21 protein-coding genes are annotated in these 18,319 nt (G+C 64.2%); 8 read left to right on the top strand and 13 right to left on the bottom strand.

The annotated features are described in order from the left end of the window. The first annotated feature begins 134 nt into the window (after nt 1-134). From paaA to paaE, 5 genes are read left to right on the top strand one after another with little or no spacing between them, the layout of a single operon-like run. Nucleotides 135-1,154: a 1,2-phenylacetyl-CoA epoxidase subunit PaaA gene (gene paaA, locus N5B55_RS21270; RefSeq protein ID WP_304539968.1), complete on the top strand. Its 1,020-nt coding sequence runs from the start codon at nt 135-137 to the stop codon at nt 1,152-1,154. A 17-nt stretch (nt 1,155-1,171) separates the two neighbouring features. After that, entirely contained in the window at nt 1,172-1,459 is a 288-nt protein-coding gene (gene paaB, locus N5B55_RS21265) for a 1,2-phenylacetyl-CoA epoxidase subunit PaaB (RefSeq protein ID WP_004635034.1), read from the top strand. 9 nt (nt 1,460-1,468) lie between these two features. Continuing rightward, complete coding sequence (gene paaC / locus N5B55_RS21260) at nt 1,469-2,269, top strand: 1,2-phenylacetyl-CoA epoxidase subunit PaaC (protein WP_304539967.1); 801 nt, start codon at nt 1,469-1,471, stop codon at nt 2,267-2,269. 23 nt (nt 2,270-2,292) lie between these two features. Then, nucleotides 2,293-2,775, top strand: coding sequence for a 1,2-phenylacetyl-CoA epoxidase subunit PaaD (gene paaD, locus N5B55_RS21255; RefSeq protein ID WP_304539966.1), 483 nt, complete (start codon nt 2,293-2,295; stop codon nt 2,773-2,775). Between the two features lie 38 nt (nt 2,776-2,813). Continuing rightward, nucleotides 2,814-3,914, top strand: a complete 1,101-nt coding sequence (gene paaE, locus N5B55_RS21250; protein WP_304539965.1) for a 1,2-phenylacetyl-CoA epoxidase subunit PaaE — start codon at nt 2,814-2,816, stop codon at nt 3,912-3,914. Between the two features lie 3 nt (nt 3,915-3,917). On the opposite strand, the gene N5B55_RS21245 is transcribed toward paaE, so the two are convergent. Both N5B55_RS21245 and pcaD read right to left on the bottom strand, forming a co-directional pair. Beyond that, nucleotides 3,918-4,556 (bottom strand): TetR/AcrR family transcriptional regulator, encoded by a 639-nt coding sequence (locus tag N5B55_RS21245; RefSeq protein ID WP_304539964.1) that lies wholly within the window; start codon nt 4,554-4,556, stop codon nt 3,918-3,920. A gap of 86 nt (nt 4,557-4,642) precedes the next feature. Continuing rightward, nucleotides 4,643-5,458, bottom strand: a complete 816-nt coding sequence (gene pcaD / locus N5B55_RS21240; RefSeq protein ID WP_304539963.1) for a 3-oxoadipate enol-lactonase — start codon at nt 5,456-5,458, stop codon at nt 4,643-4,645. Nucleotides 5,459-5,569: 111 nt separating this feature from the next. Here pcaD and N5B55_RS21235 point away from each other — a divergent pair, with 111 nt between their 5' ends. Continuing rightward, the gene (locus N5B55_RS21235) at nt 5,570-6,520 is read left to right on the top strand and encodes a LysR family transcriptional regulator (RefSeq protein WP_304539962.1); all 951 of its coding nucleotides are present in this window, start codon (nt 5,570-5,572) and stop codon (nt 6,518-6,520) included. A gap of 43 nt (nt 6,521-6,563) precedes the next feature. Here the strand turns inward: N5B55_RS21235 and N5B55_RS21230 are convergent, their stop codons facing one another. After that, complete coding sequence (locus tag N5B55_RS21230) at nt 6,564-7,169, bottom strand: cysteine dioxygenase family protein (protein WP_039376217.1); 606 nt, start codon at nt 7,167-7,169, stop codon at nt 6,564-6,566. Between the two features lie 154 nt (nt 7,170-7,323). Between N5B55_RS21230 and metC the strand changes: the two genes are divergently transcribed. Then, nucleotides 7,324-8,568, top strand: coding sequence for a cystathionine beta-lyase (gene metC, locus N5B55_RS21225; RefSeq protein WP_178960865.1), 1,245 nt, complete (start codon nt 7,324-7,326; stop codon nt 8,566-8,568). 3 nt (nt 8,569-8,571) lie between these two features. Here the strand turns inward: metC and N5B55_RS21220 are convergent, their stop codons facing one another. The 9 genes from N5B55_RS21220 to N5B55_RS21180 all read right to left on the bottom strand — a co-directional run bounded on the left by N5B55_RS21220 (nt 8,572) and on the right by N5B55_RS21180 (nt 16,354). Beyond that, nucleotides 8,572-9,429 (bottom strand): amino acid ABC transporter ATP-binding protein, encoded by an 858-nt coding sequence (locus N5B55_RS21220; protein WP_304539961.1) that lies wholly within the window; start codon nt 9,427-9,429, stop codon nt 8,572-8,574. Continuing rightward, complete coding sequence (locus tag N5B55_RS21215) at nt 9,416-10,099, bottom strand: amino acid ABC transporter permease (protein ID WP_304539960.1); 684 nt, start codon at nt 10,097-10,099, stop codon at nt 9,416-9,418. Before N5B55_RS21215 ends, N5B55_RS21220 begins: the two co-directional genes overlap by 14 nt. Further along, a complete protein-coding gene (locus N5B55_RS21210; RefSeq protein ID WP_009239848.1) occupies nt 10,092-10,874 on the bottom strand; it encodes an amino acid ABC transporter permease in 783 nt (260 codons plus the stop codon). Before N5B55_RS21210 ends, N5B55_RS21215 begins: the two co-directional genes overlap by 8 nt. A 14-nt stretch (nt 10,875-10,888) precedes the next feature. Beyond that, nucleotides 10,889-11,737, bottom strand: a complete 849-nt coding sequence (locus N5B55_RS21205; RefSeq protein WP_304539959.1) for a transporter substrate-binding domain-containing protein — start codon at nt 11,735-11,737, stop codon at nt 10,889-10,891. A gap of 89 nt (nt 11,738-11,826) precedes the next feature. Then, nucleotides 11,827-12,954, bottom strand: a complete 1,128-nt coding sequence (locus N5B55_RS21200) for an acyltransferase family protein (RefSeq protein WP_304539958.1) — start codon at nt 12,952-12,954, stop codon at nt 11,827-11,829. A gap of 49 nt (nt 12,955-13,003) precedes the next feature. Continuing rightward, nucleotides 13,004-13,450 carry a hypothetical protein gene (locus N5B55_RS21195; protein WP_304539957.1) on the bottom strand — a complete coding sequence of 149 codons (447 nt, stop codon included), beginning with the start codon at nt 13,448-13,450 and terminating at the stop codon, nt 13,004-13,006. Nucleotides 13,451-14,062: 612 nt separating this feature from the next. Continuing rightward, nucleotides 14,063-15,346 carry an RNA polymerase sigma factor gene (locus tag N5B55_RS21190; protein ID WP_304539956.1) on the bottom strand — a complete coding sequence of 428 codons (1,284 nt, stop codon included), beginning with the start codon at nt 15,344-15,346 and terminating at the stop codon, nt 14,063-14,065. A gap of 11 nt (nt 15,347-15,357) precedes the next feature. After that, entirely contained in the window at nt 15,358-15,789 is a 432-nt protein-coding gene (locus tag N5B55_RS21185; RefSeq protein WP_027680069.1) for a YciI family protein, read from the bottom strand. Nucleotides 15,790-15,967: 178 nt separating this feature from the next. Continuing rightward, nucleotides 15,968-16,354, bottom strand: a complete 387-nt coding sequence (locus N5B55_RS21180; protein WP_065855475.1) for a winged helix-turn-helix transcriptional regulator — start codon at nt 16,352-16,354, stop codon at nt 15,968-15,970. 150 nt (nt 16,355-16,504) lie between these two features. Between N5B55_RS21180 and N5B55_RS21175 the strand changes: the two genes are divergently transcribed. Next, entirely contained in the window at nt 16,505-17,512 is a 1,008-nt protein-coding gene (locus tag N5B55_RS21175; protein ID WP_178960849.1) for a zinc-dependent alcohol dehydrogenase family protein, read from the top strand. An 84-nt stretch (nt 17,513-17,596) separates the two neighbouring features. On the opposite strand, the gene N5B55_RS21170 is transcribed toward N5B55_RS21175, so the two are convergent. Then, the gene (locus N5B55_RS21170) at nt 17,597-18,250 is read right to left on the bottom strand and encodes a GntR family transcriptional regulator (RefSeq protein WP_009239832.1); all 654 of its coding nucleotides are present in this window, start codon (nt 18,248-18,250) and stop codon (nt 17,597-17,599) included. Between the last annotated feature and the right edge of the window lie 69 nt (nt 18,251-18,319).

Here is an 18,319-nt window from a genome sequence, read left to right as displayed (position 1 = left end):
ACCGCATGTCTGAAACAAGGCATGCGGTGAAACCCGTTATTGACCGACCGGTCGGACGGTTTATAATCGATCCATCCAAAACACGGTGCGCATGACGTGCCGTGCACATGCCGCGCAAGCGGTCGGAGGATCGCATGTACACCCAAAGCCTCGACCAACCCGGCGGATTGCCAACGGAGCAGGAATTGGCCGCCGCCTCTCAAGGCGAAGCCGATTTGCAGGCGCGCTTCAATGCACGCATCGGGGCCGACCAAAAAATCGAGCCGCAAGACTGGATGCCGGCGCCGTACCGCAAGACGCTGCTGCGGCAAATTTCGCAGCACGCGCACTCCGAGGTCGTCGGCATGCTGCCGGAAGGCAATTGGATCAGCCGGGCGCCGTCGCTCAAGCGCAAGGCCATCCTCCTGGCCAAGGTGCAGGACGAAGCGGGCCACGGCCTTTATCTCTATTCCGCCGCAGAAACGCTCGGCAGTTCGCGCGACGAGATGATCGACGCGCTGCACGAAGGCCGGGCGAAGTATTCGTCGATCTTCAATTACCCGACGCTCTCCTGGGCAGACGTGGGGGTGATTGGCTGGCTGGTCGATGGCGCGGCCATCATGAACCAGGTGCCGCTGTGCCGCTGTTCGTATGGCCCATATGCGCGCGCCATGATCCGCATCTGCAAGGAAGAGTCGTTTCACCAGCGTCAGGGCTATGAATCGTTGTTGACGATGATGGGCGGCACGCAGGCACAGCGCGACATGGTGCAGGAAGCCGTCAACCGCTGGTGGTTTCCGGTGCTGATGATGTTCGGCCCGCCCGATACCGCATCGCCCAACAGCGCGCAGACAATGGCCTGGGGCATCAAGCGGATCTCGAACGACGATCTGCGGCAGCGCTTTGTCGATGCCACCGTCGAGCAGGCGCGCGTGCTCGGCGTGACGCTGCCCGACCCCGGCTTGATATGGAACGAAGCGCGTGGCCATTACGATTTCTCGCCGCTCGATTGGTCCGAATTCAAGCGCGTGCTCGATGGTCACGGCCCGTGCAACCGCGAGCGCCTTGCCACCCGCAAGCGCGCACACGAAGAGGGCGAATGGGTGCGCGAGGCTGCGCTTGCTTACGCACGCAAGCAGGCCCAACGCGCCGCCGCCAGCCAACAAGCTGCCTGAACCGGGAGGAGCCCGCCATGCATCAACACGAATGGCCGCTGTGGGAAGTGTTCATCCGCAGCAAGCAGGGCCTGGAGCACAAGCATTGCGGCAGCCTGCACGCCGTGGACGCCAAGCAGGCGCTGCAGATGGCGCGCGATGTCTACACGCGCCGGCAGGAAGGCGTCTCCATCTGGGTGGTGCCGTCGGCGGCCATCACTGCCAGCGAACCCGACGACAAGCCGATGCTCTTCGACCCGATGGCCGACAAGATCTATCGGCACCCGACGTTCTATCGGCTGCCCGATGAAGTCAACCACATGTGAGCCGCGGCGATGACTTCCGACGCGCATCTGCAATACATCCTTCGTCTGGCCGACAACGCACTCATCCTTGGCCAGCGCAACGCGGAATGGACCGGCCATGGCCCTGTGCTGGAAGAAGACATTGCGTTGTCCAATCTCAGTCTTGACCTGATCGGGCAGGCGCGGCTGCTCTACACGCACGCGGGGCAGATCGAAGGCGCGCTCACCGGCACACCGCACACGGAAGACGACTACGCCTATTGGCGCGCCGAGCCCGCGTTCCGCAACTACACGCTCCTCGAGCTGCCCCATGCCGGGCCGCTGGTCGCGACATCGGCGACGACGCGCGACTACGCTGTCACCATCGTCCGCCACTTCCTGTACGCCGCGTTGATGGTGCCGCTATGGGAAGCGTTGACGCGTTCGACCGACCCCGAGCTGGCCGCCATTGCCGCCAAATCGGTGAAGGAGATGCGTTACCACCTCGCCCATACGCGCGACTGGCTCGTGCGCTTCGGTGATGGCACGGACGAGTCGCACGCGCGTGCCCAGGCCGCGCTCGATTGGCTGATGCCGTACACGAACGAGTTCTTTGCCACGGACGACGTTGAAATGGCCGCAGCCGAGGCTGGCTTCGGCGTGCGTCCAGCCGACCTGCGCGACGCATGGGAAGCCACCGTGCGCGACGCGCTGGACGAGGCCACGCTGCGCTGGCCCGAGCCGGGTCCGTATGTCAGCACCGGCAAGCACGGCGTGCACTCCGAACATATGGGCTATCTGCTGGCCGAGATGCAGGGATTGGCGCGCCAGTATCCGGGGGCATCGTGGTAAGCGAGCGATTGGAGCGGGCGCGCATGGCGCTGGAGGCCGTCACCGACCCGGAGATTCCCGTGGTGACGATTGCCGAACTAGGCATCCTGCGCGATGTGCAGCTCGACGAAGACGGCACCTTGGTGGCAACGATCACGCCCACCTATTCGGGTTGCCCCGCCATGGAGCAGATTGCCGATGACGTGAGCCATGCCTTGCAAGCGGCAGACGTGGGTGCGTATCGCGTGCGTTCGGTGCTGTCGCCGGCATGGACGACGGATTGGATCACCGCGGAAGGGCAGCGCAAATTGCGTGACTTTGGTATTGCGCCGCCGGCGCACGTGGCGGACGAGGGCGGGGCTCGCCCGATTCGTCTCACGCGTCCAGCGCAGGCCGAGCAGATTGCCTGCCCGCAATGCGGGTCGCACGATACGGTGCTCATTTCCGCCTTCGGTTCAACAGCTTGCAAGGCGTTGTACCGCTGTCGCGCGTGCCGCGAGCCGTTCGATTATTTCAAGCCCTACTGACCCCGACCCCGCCAACCACTCCCCTGGGCGCGAACGCCATGACTCCGCAATTCCATCCTTTGCGCGTTGCTGAAGTGCGCGGCGAAACGGCCGATACGATTTCCGTGCGCTTCGACGTGCCGAATGAACTGCGGGAGGCATACCGCTTTACACAAGGTCAGTTCCTGACACTGCGCGTGCCGCCGGGCCAATTGCCCGGACATGAAGAACTACGGCGTTCGTATTCGATCTGCTGCGCCGTGCAAGACTACGACGCGCACGGCGAGTTGCGTGTGGCAGTCAAGCGTGTCGATGCTGGGGTCTTTTCCAACCATCTGCACGATCGCATCCGCGTGGGCCAGACGCTCGACGTGCTGCCGCCGGATGGCCGCTTCTACGTGCCGCTCGCAGCCGAAAGCGCACGCCACTATGTGGCCTTTGCAGCTGGCAGCGGCATCACGCCGATCCTGTCGCTCATCAAGACGACGCTGGCTGCGGAGCCGCAGAGCCGCTTCACGCTGGTCTACGGCAATCGCAGCGTCGACAGCATCATCTTTGGTGAGGCACTCGAAGACCTGAAGGACCGCTACCTCGATCGCTTTGCGCTGTATCACGTGCTGTCGCGCCAGGCGCAGGACGTCGCGCTGTTCAACGGGCGGCTCGACGGCGCGAAAGCGCGCGCTTTTCTGGACACGCTGATCCCGCCGGACGATATCGATGCCGCTTTCATCTGTGGCCCGTCGACGATGATTGATGCGGTGGAGGCCGCGCTGCTCGAGCACGGGGTGCCGCGCGACCGTGTGCATGCCGAGCGCTTTGGTGTGCCCGTGGGCGATGCGGCGGCAGCGGCCAGGCCGCGCACGCATGCCGCAGTGGCGGGCGATGTGGCACTCACGGTGGTGCTAGACGGCAAATCGCACGAGGTGCCCATGGCGGGTGACGCCAAGGTGCTCGACAGCGCGCTGAGTGCGGGACTCGATCTGCCCTATGCGTGCAAGGGCGGCGTGTGCTGTACCTGCCGTGCCAAGGTGCTGGAGGGGCGGGTGGAGATGGACAAGAACTTCACGCTGGAAGACTGGGAGATCCAGCAGGGGTTTGTGCTGACCTGCCAGGCGCGGCCGCTCACGCAGCGCGTGGTGGTCAGCTACGACGAGCGTTGAACGTCAGCCCTTTTTGCCGTCAGGGCCGCCCAGCCCACCGAGCCCGCCCAGCCCGTTCTCCAGCATGTCGATCACCATTTCCGCATAGCCCTCATAGGAAAGCGGGCCGTCGGGTTTGAGCCAGGTGAACGTCCAGTTCATCATGCCGAACAGCATCATCGTGATGGGCGTGCGATTGGCATCGTCGACTTTGTTCGGGTAGGCGGCCCCCAGCTGTCGGCCCACCGCGGCCACCACGTCACGCTCGCGCGCGAGCACGACGTCGCGCTGCTCCTGCGCCAGGTATTTCACGTCATTGAGCAGGGCCACATGCCGCGTACGCGACGTGGCGTATTCGGCCAGGAACGTGCGGATCAGCAGATGCAGCGTGGCGCGCGCCGAAAGCTTGGCGTGCCGTGCGTCGCTCTGGGCGCGTTCAACCAGATCGGCAAGCCGACGCGTGTAGCGGTCGAGCAGGTCGAACAGGATGGCTTCCTTGCCTTCGTAATAGTGATACAGGCGCGATTTGGAGCCGCCGCACGCAGCGGCAAGCTGGTTCATCGACACGCTCGGGTAGCTGTCGGCCGCAAAGGCTTCGGCGGCGGTGTCGAGCACACTTTCGCGGCGCAACTCGAATTCGTCTTCGTTCTTGACGCGGGACATGGCAGGCGGCACATCGATTGGATGGCCGCCATGTTAACCGGCTGGGTTGCCGCATGTCGATGCTGCGTTGATGCCGTATCAACGCGTCAGACCGTTTCGTGCACGCCCAGGAAATCCAGAACGGCTTCAAGAAACGCTTCGGGCAACTCCACGTTGGCGAGGTGCACGGTGTCAAGCAGGCGCAATTGCGCGCCCGGAATGGCAGCGGCGATTTCCTCGCCATGGCGGGCAGACGTCACGGTGTCGTGCTGGCCGGCAATGACGAGCGTCGGATGCGTGATCAGCGCGATCGTGCGGCGCAGGTCGGCATCGCGTACGGCCGCCCAGCCGCCGATGATGCCTTCACGGGGCGTTGCCAGCAGTGTGCGGCGGAATGGCTCGACAGCAGCGTCGCGTGCCTTCAGCATGCGTGCTGGAAACCAGTTGCGCAGGAACGTTTCGGCCGTCGCCTGCATGTCGGGGGCCTGAAGAAGTTCGGCAATGGCCTGGTCGAAATACTGCGTCGGGCCGATGTGCGCGGCAGTGTTGGAGAGGACCAGACGGTCGATGCGTTCCGGCACATGGATCGCCAGCCACTGCGCCACGATGCCGCCGAGCGACAGCCCGAGCATATGCACGCGCTGGATGCCCAATGCATCGAGCAACTCCACCACGTCACGACCGAGCCGATCGATCGAATAGCCGCCGGCTGGCGCATCCGAAGCGCCGTGGCCGCGGGCGTCGTAGCGCAGCACGTGAAAGTGTTCGGCCAGGCGCGGCACGGTCACGTCCCACATGTGCAGGTCGGTGCCGATGGAATTGGACAGCAGCAGGACGGGCTTGCCGGCGGTGCCATCAAAGCGATAGGCGATGCGCGTGCCGTCGCCGGTGGTGATGAAGGAGAGGTCGTTGCGAGTGGTCATGTTGGGCTCCTGGGAAAGACGGTAGAAAAGATTGAGATGCCGTCATCCTAGAAGCCGAAGCGGTTGGTGGATACTATAAAGTTTGGACGAACTTTGTAGGTTTTGCCGACAATGCAGAACTTTACGCTTCATGAACTGCAGTGCTTCGATGCGGTGGTGACCGCAGGTAGTTTTCAGGCGGCCGCTGAGCGGCTGCATCGCTCGCACCCCTCTGTCTTTGCGGCGGTTGCCAAGCTGGAGGGCCAACTCGGTTTAAGCCTGCTGGACCGCAGCGGCTATCGCGTACGGTTGACGGAGGCGGGGCGGTCCTTCCACCGCAAGGTGCAGTCAGTGCTGCGCGAGAGCGATGAACTGCGAACCCACGCAAAGCAGCTGGCGATGGGCGAGGAGGCCGAATTGCGCGTGGTGCTGGGTGACCTGTGTCCGCTGCTGCCCGTGCTGGCACTGCTGAGTCAATTCTTCGGCCAGTGTCCGCAGACGCGGCTGCAATTGCAGTTCGAAGCCGTTACCGGGCCGTGGGAACGCTTACTGGAAGACGACACCGACCTCATCGTCCACCGCGTGCCGAAAGGGGACGTGCGCATGGAGTGGATCGGCCTTGGCAAGATCGCCATGGTGCCGGTAGTGGCGCCGGGCTTTCTGCCGTTCTCCATCACATCGTCGATCACGCCGCAGCAGATGCAGCGCTTCATGCAGTGCGTCATCAACGACTCGGCACGCAACCCGCCCGAGCAATCCCACTACGTCATCGACGGGGCGCCGCAGTGCGCCGTGCCCGACCAGTTGATGAAGAAAGAACTGATTCTCCACGGCATGGCGTGGGGGCACCTGCCGCGTTTCCTGATCGATGCGGAATTGCGCGAATGGACATTGCTGTCGATTGCGGGGCGGCATTTTCCCGGCATGGTGCAGGAGTTAGCGGTCGCCCGCCGGCGAGATCGGCCGCACGGGCCTGTCGCCAATCGGCTGTGGGACTTTCTCGGCGACCATGCGCCTGTGCTCGAGCCGGCGTTGGGTCGCATGCCGCGTCAAACGGGTGCGGCCAGCCGAAAGCGGACATAACCTGCTGGGACGCAGGCCGGCCGTCCCGGCTTGAGGCGGACAATCAAGCGGCCTGCTTGGTCGCGTTCATGTAGTTGCGGTTGTAGTTGAGCACGCGGCCGGTGGCGAGGTCATAGCCGACACGCCCTGTCAGCGTTTCCAGCGCGCGACCATACAGGTGGAAGTGGCGGGTGGGAGCGTTGCCCACCACGTGGATGCTGTGGATGTCGTCATCCAAGAAGGTGATGGGCGTGCCGGGCTGCACCACGACTTCGCGCGACAGGGCAAGTGTGGCGCGCTCCGGGTCGCGGCCATCGTCGGTGCGTGTGTAGACGCGGTTCAACTCTTGGCCTTCGAGTGCAACGATGACCGCCCACGTCGTGTGGTTGTGGGGCGGCGTCGTCTTGCCCGGGTTGATGGAGTTCAGGTACAGCGCGAAGGTCTGATCCGGTTCTGCATGCAGCAGGTAACGGCTGGAGGCATCGGCATCGCCGGCTGCGGGCGGTGGGAAGGCATCGAGCGGGAACAGCGCTTCTTGCGCGGCCAGTTCCTGCAGACGATCGGCAATGCGTGCAAGCGATGCATGCGTAATGCCGTCTTGCGCGGCAATGGCGCGGATGGCGACGAGGGTTTGGTGGACCGCGCGGTCGCGTTGTTGGGCGAGACTCATGGCAGCTCAAAGCGGATCAATGAAGCACTCAGTGTAGGGCGCCGGCAGCGCACGACCAACGCAGCATCCTGCATATGGTTAGACGCATCCGTTCCTTCTCGGGCGCGGGCCGGCATGCCTAACATGGGCGCCTTCAGAAACGCGCGAGGCCTGCATGACACGCTCTTCCATCGACGCCCATTCCAACGCGCCGGATGCCTCGGATTCTCTTGCAACACGCATCATTCACGCTGGCAGCCCCCCGTTCGTGCAGGGCACCGCGCCCGTCAACGTGCCGGTGGAGCGCACCAGCACCGTTCGCCATGCCAGCACCGCCGCGCAGCACGACGTGTACGCGCGCCGCAAGGCCGGCGAAAACATCGCCAGTTACGGCCGCCACGGCTCTCAAACACACCGCGCGCTCGAAGACGCATTGTTGGCACTGGAGGGCGGCGTGCGCGCGTTTCTTGTGCCGTCCGGCTTGTCGGCGATTTCGCTGACGTTCCTGGCGCTGTTGTCGCCCGGCGACCACGTGGTGGTGACAGACAGCGTGTATGCGCCCGTGCGGCGGCTCGACAAAGGGCTGCTGCAACGTCTGGGCATCGAACTGACGTATGTGGACCCGCGCGACGGGCAACTCGAAGCGGCCATCCGGCCGCACACGCGGTTGATCTATACGGAATCGCCGGGGTCGCTGCTCTATGAAATCTACGACTTGCGTGCTATCGCCCGAATAGCGCAACGGCACGGCATCGCATTGGCCACAGACAACACCTGGGCGTCTGGCATTCTCTTCCGGCCGCTCGATGCAGGCGCCGATATCTCAATCCTGGCGGCCACCAAGTACGTAGCGGGGCATTCCGATGTGATGTTGGGTGCGGTTGTTGCCCGCACCGATGCCGTGGCCGCGCGTATTGCCGCTGCACATGATGTGCTCGGCCTCACGATTGGTGCCGATGATGCTTACCTGGCGCTGCGCGGCGTGCGCACGTTGCCGGTGCGCATGGCCCAGCACCAGCGTAACGCCACGCGCGTGGCGCAGTGGCTGCAGGCGCAGCCGGGCGTTGGGCGGGTGTTCTATCCGGCATTGCCCGGTGACCCGGGCCACGCGCTGTGGCGGCGGGATTTCTCGGGCGCCAACGGGCTCGTTTCATTCGTGCTGGAAGGCGCGGATCAGTACGCCACGGAACGGGTCGCCGATGCCTTGCGCCTGTTCGCGATTGGCGCGTCGTGGGGCGGGTACGAAAGCCTGGTCACCGTGGTGGCGCCCGAAAGATTGGCTGACCACGCGCAATGGGATCAGGCTGGCGCCGTGCTGCGCCTGCATGTCGGCCTGGAAGACGCCGATGACCTGATCGCCGATCTGGAGCAGGCCCTGCAGCACGCGCCCGCGGCGGCACTGCACGCGATTGGCGGCTGACCGTCAGATGGCAAACGTCGTGCTGGCGAAGGCGGCGTGCCATGGTGCGCGGACAGTCGGCCGCGCGCCCGCATGACCCGATAGCGCGCGCGACAGGAATGCACGTGTGCGCTCGCTCGTCGGGGAGGAAAAAACCTGTTCTGCCGGGCCGCGCTCCACCACGACGCCGTGCTCGGTGAACACCACCTCGTCGCTGATGGCACGCGCGAAGGCCATTTCGTGCGTGACCAGGACGCAGGTCAGGCCGTCGTCGACCAATTCGCCGATGACGTTGAGGACTTCGCCAACCGTTTCCGGATCAAGGGCGGATGTCACTTCATCGAACAGGATCAGTTCCGGCTCCATGGCCAGCGCGCGGGCAATCGCAACGCGCTGCTGCTGGCCGCCGGAGAGCTGTCCGGGGTGCGCGCGGGCCTTGCCTTCCAGGCCGACTTTCTTGAGCAGCGCATGCGCGGTGGCTTCAGCGTCTGGGCGCGCCTTGCCGAGCACGCGCACGGGTGCGGCGATCAGGTTGTCGAGTACGCTCAGGTGCGGAAACAGGTTGTACTGCTGGAACACAAAACCGATTCGCTTGCGCAGGGCAATGGTGTCTTCTTCGGTGGCGAGTTGGTCGACGCGGATGCCATCCACGGTGATGCTGCCGCGCTGCGGCCGGAGCAAGCCGCTGATGCAACGCAGGAGCGTTGACTTGCCCGAGCCCGACGGCCCGATGATGGACACGGCTTGCCCGCGCTGGACGTCGAGGTCGATGCCCGACAATACCGGCGTGATGCCGAAACTCAGGTGCACGTCGCGTAGCGAGACGAGCGGCGGGGGAACCGGCGTAGGTGTATCGAGAGGAAGAAGTTCAGGCAGCGACATGCGCGCGCTCCATGCGCCGGGTCAGGCACGAAATCGGGTAGCAGTAGAGGAAGAACAAGGCGAGCACGGTGAAGTAGGTCAGCACCGTAAACGGCGTGCGGTTGACCGTGTTGCTGGCGATCTGGGCAGTGTCGAGCAGATCGTGCACGCCCACCAGAGACGCCAGGGCCGTGCCCATGGTGATGACGGCATACAGGTTCATCCACGAAGGCAGCATGCGCTGCACGCACTGCGGCAGCACGATGCGCCAAAGGATGTCCCGCCGCGTAAATGCCAACGACGCAGCGGCTTCCCACTGCGTCTGCGGGATCGACTGCACTGCGCCACGGAAGATTTCCGCCACATGAGCACTTGCCGGCAATGCCAGCGCGAACGTCACCTTGAGCCAATCCGGAAACGGGATCACGTGGCCGCGCACGACAATTTCGAAGGGCACCGCATACGCAATGCCGTAGACCAGCACAAGCCAGGGCGCATTGCGGAACGCGATGACATAAACGCCGGCGAGATGTCTTAGCCCACGCACCGGCGACAAGTGCAGCGCGCCAATCGCCAGCCCGACGAGAGTGCCCAGCCCGACGGCCAGCAAGCTGATGCCGACGTTGATGCCCAGCCCCCGAAGCAATGCGGGTGACCAATGCAAAAGCGTGGCGAAAAGGGTGTCAGGCATGCGCGGCGCCCCCCAGTGTGGTGTGGCCGGTGGCACCGTACCCCGGCATCCGCAACCGGCCTTCGATCCACACGCCCAGCGCATGCACAGCATAGGTCACCACGCCGTAGAACAACAGCAACAACACCATGCATTCGAGCACGTTGTCGCGCTGTGTCCAGATCATCAGCGCGCTATACGTGAGGTCGCCCACCGCAATGGCCGATGCCAGCGACGATGCCTTGACCAGCTCGACTGTGTTGTTCATTAGCGAGGGCCATGCAGCGCGAAGTGCCAGCGGCAGTTGCACGCGCCACAGGCGCTCGCGTGCGCTGAAGCCGAGCGAGGTTGCAGCTTCCAGCATGGCGGGTGGCACGGCTTCAATGCCGGCACGCAGGGCTTCTGCATGAAAAGCCGCCTTGTGCAGGGAGAGCAATGTCACCGCCCAGAAGAACGGTGTGAGCGGGTTGGTCAGCTGCCACTGCGACAGCGTTTGCGTGATGAGCGTGTTGACGACGAGGAACGCGCAGCACAACTGCACGAGCGTGGGCGTGTTGCGCGTCAGTTCGATAAAGCCCTGAGCGAGCCATCTCACGCGCTTGTGCGGCGACACCAGCAGCCGTGCAAGCCCGACACCAAAGACCAGGCTCAACACCACGGTGCTCAGCATCACCAGCAGCGAAACCTTCGCGCCTTGCAGCAGCGCATGGCGCTCATACGCCTCGGCCAGAAAGCCGTAGTCGAGGCCGGCGTGGCGCACCAGCGCAATCGCCCGCGTGAGCAGATCGTCAGTCAACTGCAGCCTCTCGATCAGCCGCGCGTGGCCTTCAGCTTGTCATGCCATTCGACCAGCGCGGGCGAAGGCGGCAGGATGCCGTTCTTCTTTTCCGTTTCGATCAGCCAGCCGGTGCGGTGCCAGCCCTGCACGATACGGTCGAGTGCGGCCACGGTGTCGTTCTCGCCCTTGCGCGCCCAGATGACGGTGGGAGAAGGGATGAGGTCGGGGCCGACGATGCGGTAGTCCTTCCATTCGGGGTTGCTGCGCGGCAGCGGCTGCAACAGCGTGGCGTCGTGCACGGCGGCGGCGCAGTTGTTGCCGCGCAGGGCCAGCAAGGATTCGGCCGGGCTCTTGAAGCCCTTGGGCGTCGCGCCGATGTCAGCTGCCAGCGGCTTGGCATAGCTGCTGCCTTGCGACAGGCAGACGTCCTTGCCTCTCAAGTCGCTCCATTGGTGCACCGGGCTGTCCTTCGCGACCAGCGCGACGCCGCCCACGCGATAGTAGGGCGTCGGCACATGTGCGAGCAGCTCCGCGCGTTCGGGGTTCAGTTCCATCGCCGCAACCAGGACGTCAACACGCCCCTGCTGCAGAAACTGCACGCGGTTAGAAGGTTGTACCTGCACCGTCTCCACTTCTACGCCAAGGCCGCGCCCGAGTGCCTGTGCAAGGTCGACGTTGAAGCCCGTGCCGCGTTGCGTGACGGGGTCGATGGAGCCGAAAGGTCCACCCGAGAGCACCACGCCAACCACAATCTTCTTGCGCTGCTGGATCTTGTCGAGCGTGGCATCGGCATGGGCCACCGTTGCTGTGAGCGCGGCGGCCGCGGCCAACGCGATGGAAGCGAAGGCAGATCGGCGGGACGAAGAAGAAGGGATGGACATGGCGGGCGACAGATTGTTTCTGAGGCAGCCATTGTCTGAGACGCCCGTCGCGCAGCGAACGAATAAAAACCGGAAACGTTATGCGCCGCTCAAGGCTTTTGTGAGCTCAGGCGGATGCGCCAGGCGTGCCGGCGGCAGCGCATCCACTCGACGGCACGGCGGCCTAGGGCGATTGACGGCAATTCGACATAACGATGCACCAGCACGGCCAGCGCCAGCGTAAGCGCCAGGTTGACGGCAAACACCATCAGCTGGGTGCCGATCCATTCCGGTGCGAGCCTGCCCACCACGCGATGCGTGGCTTCAATCACGCCCGGGTGCGCGAGATAGAGTGCATACGACAGCTCACCCAGCCACACTGCGACGCGGGGCACGCGCAGCTCGCCGCAGTGCTCCATGGCCACCATGCCGAACAGCAACGCGCCTGCGGGCAGCCCACGCGCCAGCAGATCGAACTTCGGGACCGGGCCGACGACCGACATCACGAACGTTGCCACGCCAATTGCCATCAGGACACGCGCAACGGCCGGTGTCAGGCGATGCCGATGTGCCGCATACAGCCATGCCAATCCTGCGCCCAGCAGAAACTCCAGCACCAGCGGATTGGCTGCCATGGCCTGCAGTGGTGTGGCCCAGTGGTACAAGGCTTCCGGGTTGCCCTGCACGACGCCGCTGTGCCAGAACGGAACGATGATCGTCGTCGTGAACAGCGCCAGAGCCACCAGCCCGAGCGCGCGCCGGCCAAAGAGCGCCAGCCCAACCGCACACAGCGCGTAGAAGAATACTTCGTAGTTGAGCGACCAGCCGACATACAGCGGCGGGTATCCAAAGTACGGCGCATCGACATTGGCCTGCGGCACAAACGCGAGCGAGGTGAGCAGTACGCCGGCCGACACCGGGTTGAACCACGTGGAATACAGCACGGACATCAGCCAGTAGGGCGGCGCCAGGCGGAACGCCCGCTTGACGAGAAATTCGTCGGCCGGTTCGGGCCCCTTGGGGCCGAGGATGGCCACCCACGCAATGATGAAGCCGCTGATGACGAAGAACACGTCCACACCGACATGCCCGCGCTTGATCACATGCGACGTCAGCCACGCAAGCGCAGGGATGTCGGCATGGGCCAGGGCGAGCCCGGAGTGGTACACCACGACATACAGCGCAGCGAAGCCCCGCAGCGCCTGGATGCTGAGTAGAGAAGACGAAGAACTGTTCACGCGGGATGGCTATCGATAACGCAAAAAGCAACCTACGCAGGCGAGCAAGCTACGTGCCCATCACGTCTTCGTGTGCCGGTGTCCCGGGCTTCGCGGCAAAAGGTGACGTGCGCGGCGCGCCAACCTCGCCCAGGCGAATCAGCCGGGCCCGCACCACGTTGCGGCTTACACCCAGCACGCGTGCGGCGTCGCTTTGACTGTAGTGGCAGTACCGGAAAACCTCCCGGAACAGCGCATCTTCCACCAGTTGATAGACATTCCCCACGCTGTCGTTACAGAGGTGCTGGATCGCTTGGCATAGCAGGTCAGCTTCGTCTGTGCTGTACGGCACAGAAGGTTGCGTGGTCGACGCGGTCGCGCGAGCAATGGGTGGGTCGGTGTCGGTTTGAGCTTGGGCACAGGCAGAGCGGCTCGACAGCCTCAGGTCGGGCGCATCGATGGTGTTTCCATCGCACAGCAGGAGCGTCCGATGAATGACGTTTTCAAGTTCGCGCACGTTGCCGTGCCAGGGGCTTTGTGTCAGCAGGCGTTCGGCTGCCGGTGTGAGCGTCGCGCGCGCGTGGCCGAGTCGCTTGCTGTAGGTGTTGATGAAATAGCGTGCCAGCGGAACGATGTCGCCCGGACGTGATCAGGTGGACATCGATGGGAAGAACCTCGGCGAGGGCGGCCAGCAGTTGCTCGACCAGCACGAGTGTGCGCGAGGGGCGCTGCACGCTCCCCGAAACGGCCACGACCTTGAACTTGCGACTCATTGTGAGTACCTCTGCGCTTGCGCGATCGACGGAACGATATGAATGCCTGAGCGCGGGCGGCCTTGAGCCATGTCCTGCGCATGCAAATCATTCTGCGTTGCACTATGTGCAGTGGCATACGTAGAAATCGGAGCATCTATATTTCAATGCTCGCGTTTCACGCTAAGTCTCTGAGCTGTAAAGAGAATTGAATTCAGTCTTTGATGTTGGCGTGTTGTTGCCATTCCGCAATTGCGCATCGTCATATCGAAAGACGAATTCCGGATGCTTTCAAGCGCGCAATTTGCTGGAGCGTTGCTTCCAAAGCATCACGATCGACGTGCAGGTCGAAGGTGATGATCTGATGATCGACAGCGTCAGCTGCGGGTAGTGCACCCGGCTGCGCGCTCGAGGAGCAGCGCACGCTCCTGCCGATTGTGCGTGAGTGCAGCAGCACGCTCGTACTCCACGCGTGCCTCGTCCATGCGGTTGAGGCGTGCAAGAAAATCGGCGCGCACGCTGGGCAACAGGTGATAGCTGCGCAGCGCCGGTTCGGCCAGCAGCGTATCGACGATTTCGAGGCCCGCTTGCGGCCCATACGCCATCGCCACCGCAACGGCGCGGTTCAGCTCGACGACGGGAGAGGGCGTGAGTTGCGCGAGCGCGTCGTACAGCGCGGCAATGCGCGTCCAGTCGGTGTGCTCAGCGGTGCGTGCGCTTGCATGGCATGCCGCAATGGCGGCCTGCAGCCCATACGGGCCGAGCCCTCGCCCGCAGGCTTCAGCCTGTGCCAGCGCGGCAAAGCCACGCTGGATGAGCAGGTAATCCCAGCGGCTGCGGTCTTGCTCCATCAGCAGGATGGGGCGGCCGCCGGGACCCACACGCGCACGCAGGCGCGAGGCCTGCAGCTCCATCAGCGCGAGCAGTCCATGCACTTCGGGCTCGCCCGGCATGAGGCCGGCAAGGATGCGGCCCAGCCGCTGCGCTTCTTCGCATAGCGTGGGGCGCGTCCAGTCGTTGCCAGCGGTGGCGGCATAGCCTTCGTTGAAGACGAGATAGATCACCTGCAGCACCGCTGAAAGCCGCTCGGGCAACGTATCCGCATCGGGCAGCTCGAAGGGCACGCGCGCGGCGGCCAGCGTCTTTTTCGCACGCACGATGCGCTGCGCCACCGTGGGCTCCGGCACCAGGAAGGCGCGGGCGATCTCGTCCGTGGTGAGCCCGCCAAGCAGTCGCAGCGTCAGGGCCACACGGCCTTCGTGCGGCAGCACCGGATGGCAAGAGATGAAGACCAGCCGCAGCAGATCGTCGCTGATGGCCTCGTCGCGCGCCATTTCGGCATCGGCCTGGGCCAGCTCCTGTTCGATCTCCAACTCGATGGCGAGCAGCGCATGCTTCTGCTCCGCCAGCGTGTGATGGCGCAGCCGGTCAATAGCGCGGTGTTTGGCGGCGGCCGTGAGCCACGCGGCCGGGTTGTCTGGGATACCCGATACGGGCCATTGCTCCAGCGCCGCGACCATCGCGTCCTGCGCCAGCTCTTCTGCCAGGCCTACGTCGCGCAGCAGGCGCGCAAGCCCGGCGATGATCCTGGCCGATTCCATGCGCCACACCGCGTCAATCGTGCGGTGGACGGCGAGCGCATCCTGCGTCGAACCGGCCATGCCGACGGCCCTTATTGCTGCTTGGCGGCCAGTTCGGCGCGCAGGCGTTCTTCGCGCTCGCGCGCTTCCGGCGTGAACTCCGCACCAAAATCTTCCGCTTCAAACACGCGCCGGATTTCGAGGCGCACATTGCCGCCGCCATCCAGCGCCGGCCAGCGCTTGACCCACTCGAGCGCTTCTTCTTCCGACTTGACCTGCAGCATGGTGTAGCCGGCGATCAGCTCCTTGGCTTCGGCAAACGGGCCATCGATCACCGTCGGCTTGCCGCCCTTGAATTCCACGCGTGCGCCGCGCGAACTGGGGTGCAGGCCTTCGCCGCCGAGCAGCACGCCCGCCTTGGCCAGCTCTTCCATGTACTTGCCCATGGCGGTCAGCAACTCTTCGCTGGGCATCACCGAGGCTTCGGTGTCTTGGTCGGCCAGTCGCAGGATCATGAATCGCATGGTGTTTCTCCTTGGTTCGGTTGGGTGAGAGGCTTCGCAAGATGTTTGCGCCTCTACTTGCACGTCGGATGAAGGGTGGGCGAAATCGACACGCTGCGACTGAGAAGATGTAACTGCATGTAACTGCGACGTGGGGGGAGGAAAGCGGGGCCTTCTTTTTGGCAGCCCTCGTGTGACTTCAATTCGCCATTGCCTCGCCATGCGCGCATTCCGGCACTTCGGTCGGCTCGCGGAATATCTCACTCGCGCGATACGACTCACCCCATTCGCGCAGGCTGATCAGCACCGGCGCGAGCGATTCGCCAAGCGGGGTGAGCGCATATTCGACCTTGGGCGGCACCTGCGGATAGACGTGCCGGGCGATGACACCGTCCGCTTCGAGTTCGCGCAATTGCAGCGTCAGCATGCGCTGCGTGGCATTCGGAATCAGCCGCGTCAACTCCATGAAGCGCTTCTTCCCGGGTAACAGGTGGAACAGGATCACGGGCTTCCAGACCCCACCAATCACGGAAAGCGTGACTTCGACGGCGCAGCCGCTCTTGCCGTCCAGACGTTTCAGACGCATGGTTTTATACCTACAAAAATGATAGTACCTGTGAAAATTGTACGTTCTTGCGATGCAGATGGTAGGCCCTGACAATGCCTGCAATGCGGTATCGCTGCAAGTTGCGCGGCGCTGCCTTTTCGCAACCTTTCCATTAAGGATGTCGTGCTCATGAAAGCCATTACCCTGCGCCAGCCTGCTGGTCTCGACAAACTTCACCTCGTTGATCTGCCCGACCCCGGCCAGCCGGGCGCCGGAGAAATCCGCGTGCGTGTGCATGCCAGCTCGCTCAACTTTCATGATCTGGGTGTGGTGACCGGACGCATGCCCAGCGCCGACGGCCGCATCCCGATGTCCGACGGCGCCGGGGTGGTGGAGGCGGTCGGCGAGGGCGTGGACGAGTTTGCGGTGGGCGATTCGGTCGTGTCGACGTTCTTCCCGACATGGCTGGATGGCGGCCCGACACTCTCCGATTTTGCGACCGTACCCGGCGACGGCGTTGACGGCTATGCGCGCGAATACGTCGTGCGCCCGGCGCATTGGTTCACGCATGCCCCACGCGGCTACAGCCATGCCGAGGCGGCGACGCTGACGACGGCGGGGCTCACCGCATGGCGGGCGCTGGTGGTCGACGCGCGCCTGAAGGCGGGCGATACCGTGCTCGTGCTCGGCACGGGCGGCGTGTCCATCTTTGCGCTGCAATTTGCCAAGAGCATGGGCGCAACCGTGATTGCAACCTCGTCCTCCGACGACAAACTCGCGCGGGCGCAGGCATTGGGCGCCGATTTCACGATCAACTACCGGCGTGATACCGACTGGGCGGCCAAAGTGCTGGAGTACACGAATGGCCGGGGCGTCGACAACGTGATCGAAGTGGGCGGGCCCGACACGCTGGGCCAATCCATCCAGGCATGCCGCACCGGCGGACATATCGCCCTGATCGGCGTGCTCACCGGTATTGCCGGGCCGGTGCCGACCGTCGAGCTGATGCGACGGCACCAGACGCTGCAGGGCTTGATTGTCGGCAGCCGGCGCCACCAGCGCGACATGGTCCGCGCGATCGATGCAACCGGCATCAAGCCGGTGATCGATCAGACGTTTGCGCTGGAGGACATTGCCGATGCGTTTGCGCATCAGGCGGCTGGCAAGCATTTCGGCAAGCTCTGCCTGTCGATTTGAATTGCCTGGGCGGCGCGAAACACCATCAAGTGGGGCGCCGCCGCCCCGTATCTGCCGGCCGATGCACGGGCGCGGGCGCCGAGCTTAAACGGTGAAGTATTCGGGCCGCAGCCGGCGCGTGATTTCCAGCACCGGCAGTACGTGGTCCAGATGCTCGCGCATGGCGCGAACAGCCCGCTTCGGGTCGTTGGACGCGAGAGCGTCGATCACGGCGCGGTGCTCGGCCAGCACCTCGGTCATGCGGCCCTCCAAGGGGAGGGTCAGCAAGCGATAGCGGTCGATCTGCGTTTTGACTTCCAGGATGATCTGCCAGACGCCGGGGTAGCCCGACAGCTCGGCCAGCGTGGCGTGAAACGCTTCGTCGGTGCGGAAGAAACCGCGCCGGTTGCTCTCGCGCACGCATTGCGCCTGCCGCTCCAGCACAACATTGAGCTTGTGGATGCCTTCGGGCGTCATGCGCTCTGCGGCCTTCTCGATGATGGCGACTTCCAGCGCGCCGCGCACCAGCATGGCTTCTTCCAGCGTGTTGAGCGGGATGCGCGACACGAATGTCCCGACGCGCGCCTGCACGTCGATCAAGCCTTCCTCCGCCAACCGCTGGACGGCTTCGTGCACAGGCGTGCGGCTGGTACCGAATTCCTCTGCGAGATCCTTCTCGACGATGCGCGTTCCGGGCAGCAACTCCATCTCGACGATCCGCTCGCGCAGACTGAGATACACGCGTCGAGAGGCGGTCATGGTGGCCTCGTCCTCAGGTGACGAGGGGAAAGGGCGCGAAGTCATACAGCTCGCAACGAGTTCGGGTGG

Source organism: Ralstonia pickettii (assembly GCF_030582395.1).
In the GTDB taxonomy this organism is placed as follows: Bacteria; Pseudomonadota; Gammaproteobacteria; order Burkholderiales; family Burkholderiaceae; genus Ralstonia; species Ralstonia pickettii_D.
Note: the sequence above shows the minus strand (reverse complement) of the source record. Positions and strands in the feature narration are given on the sequence as shown.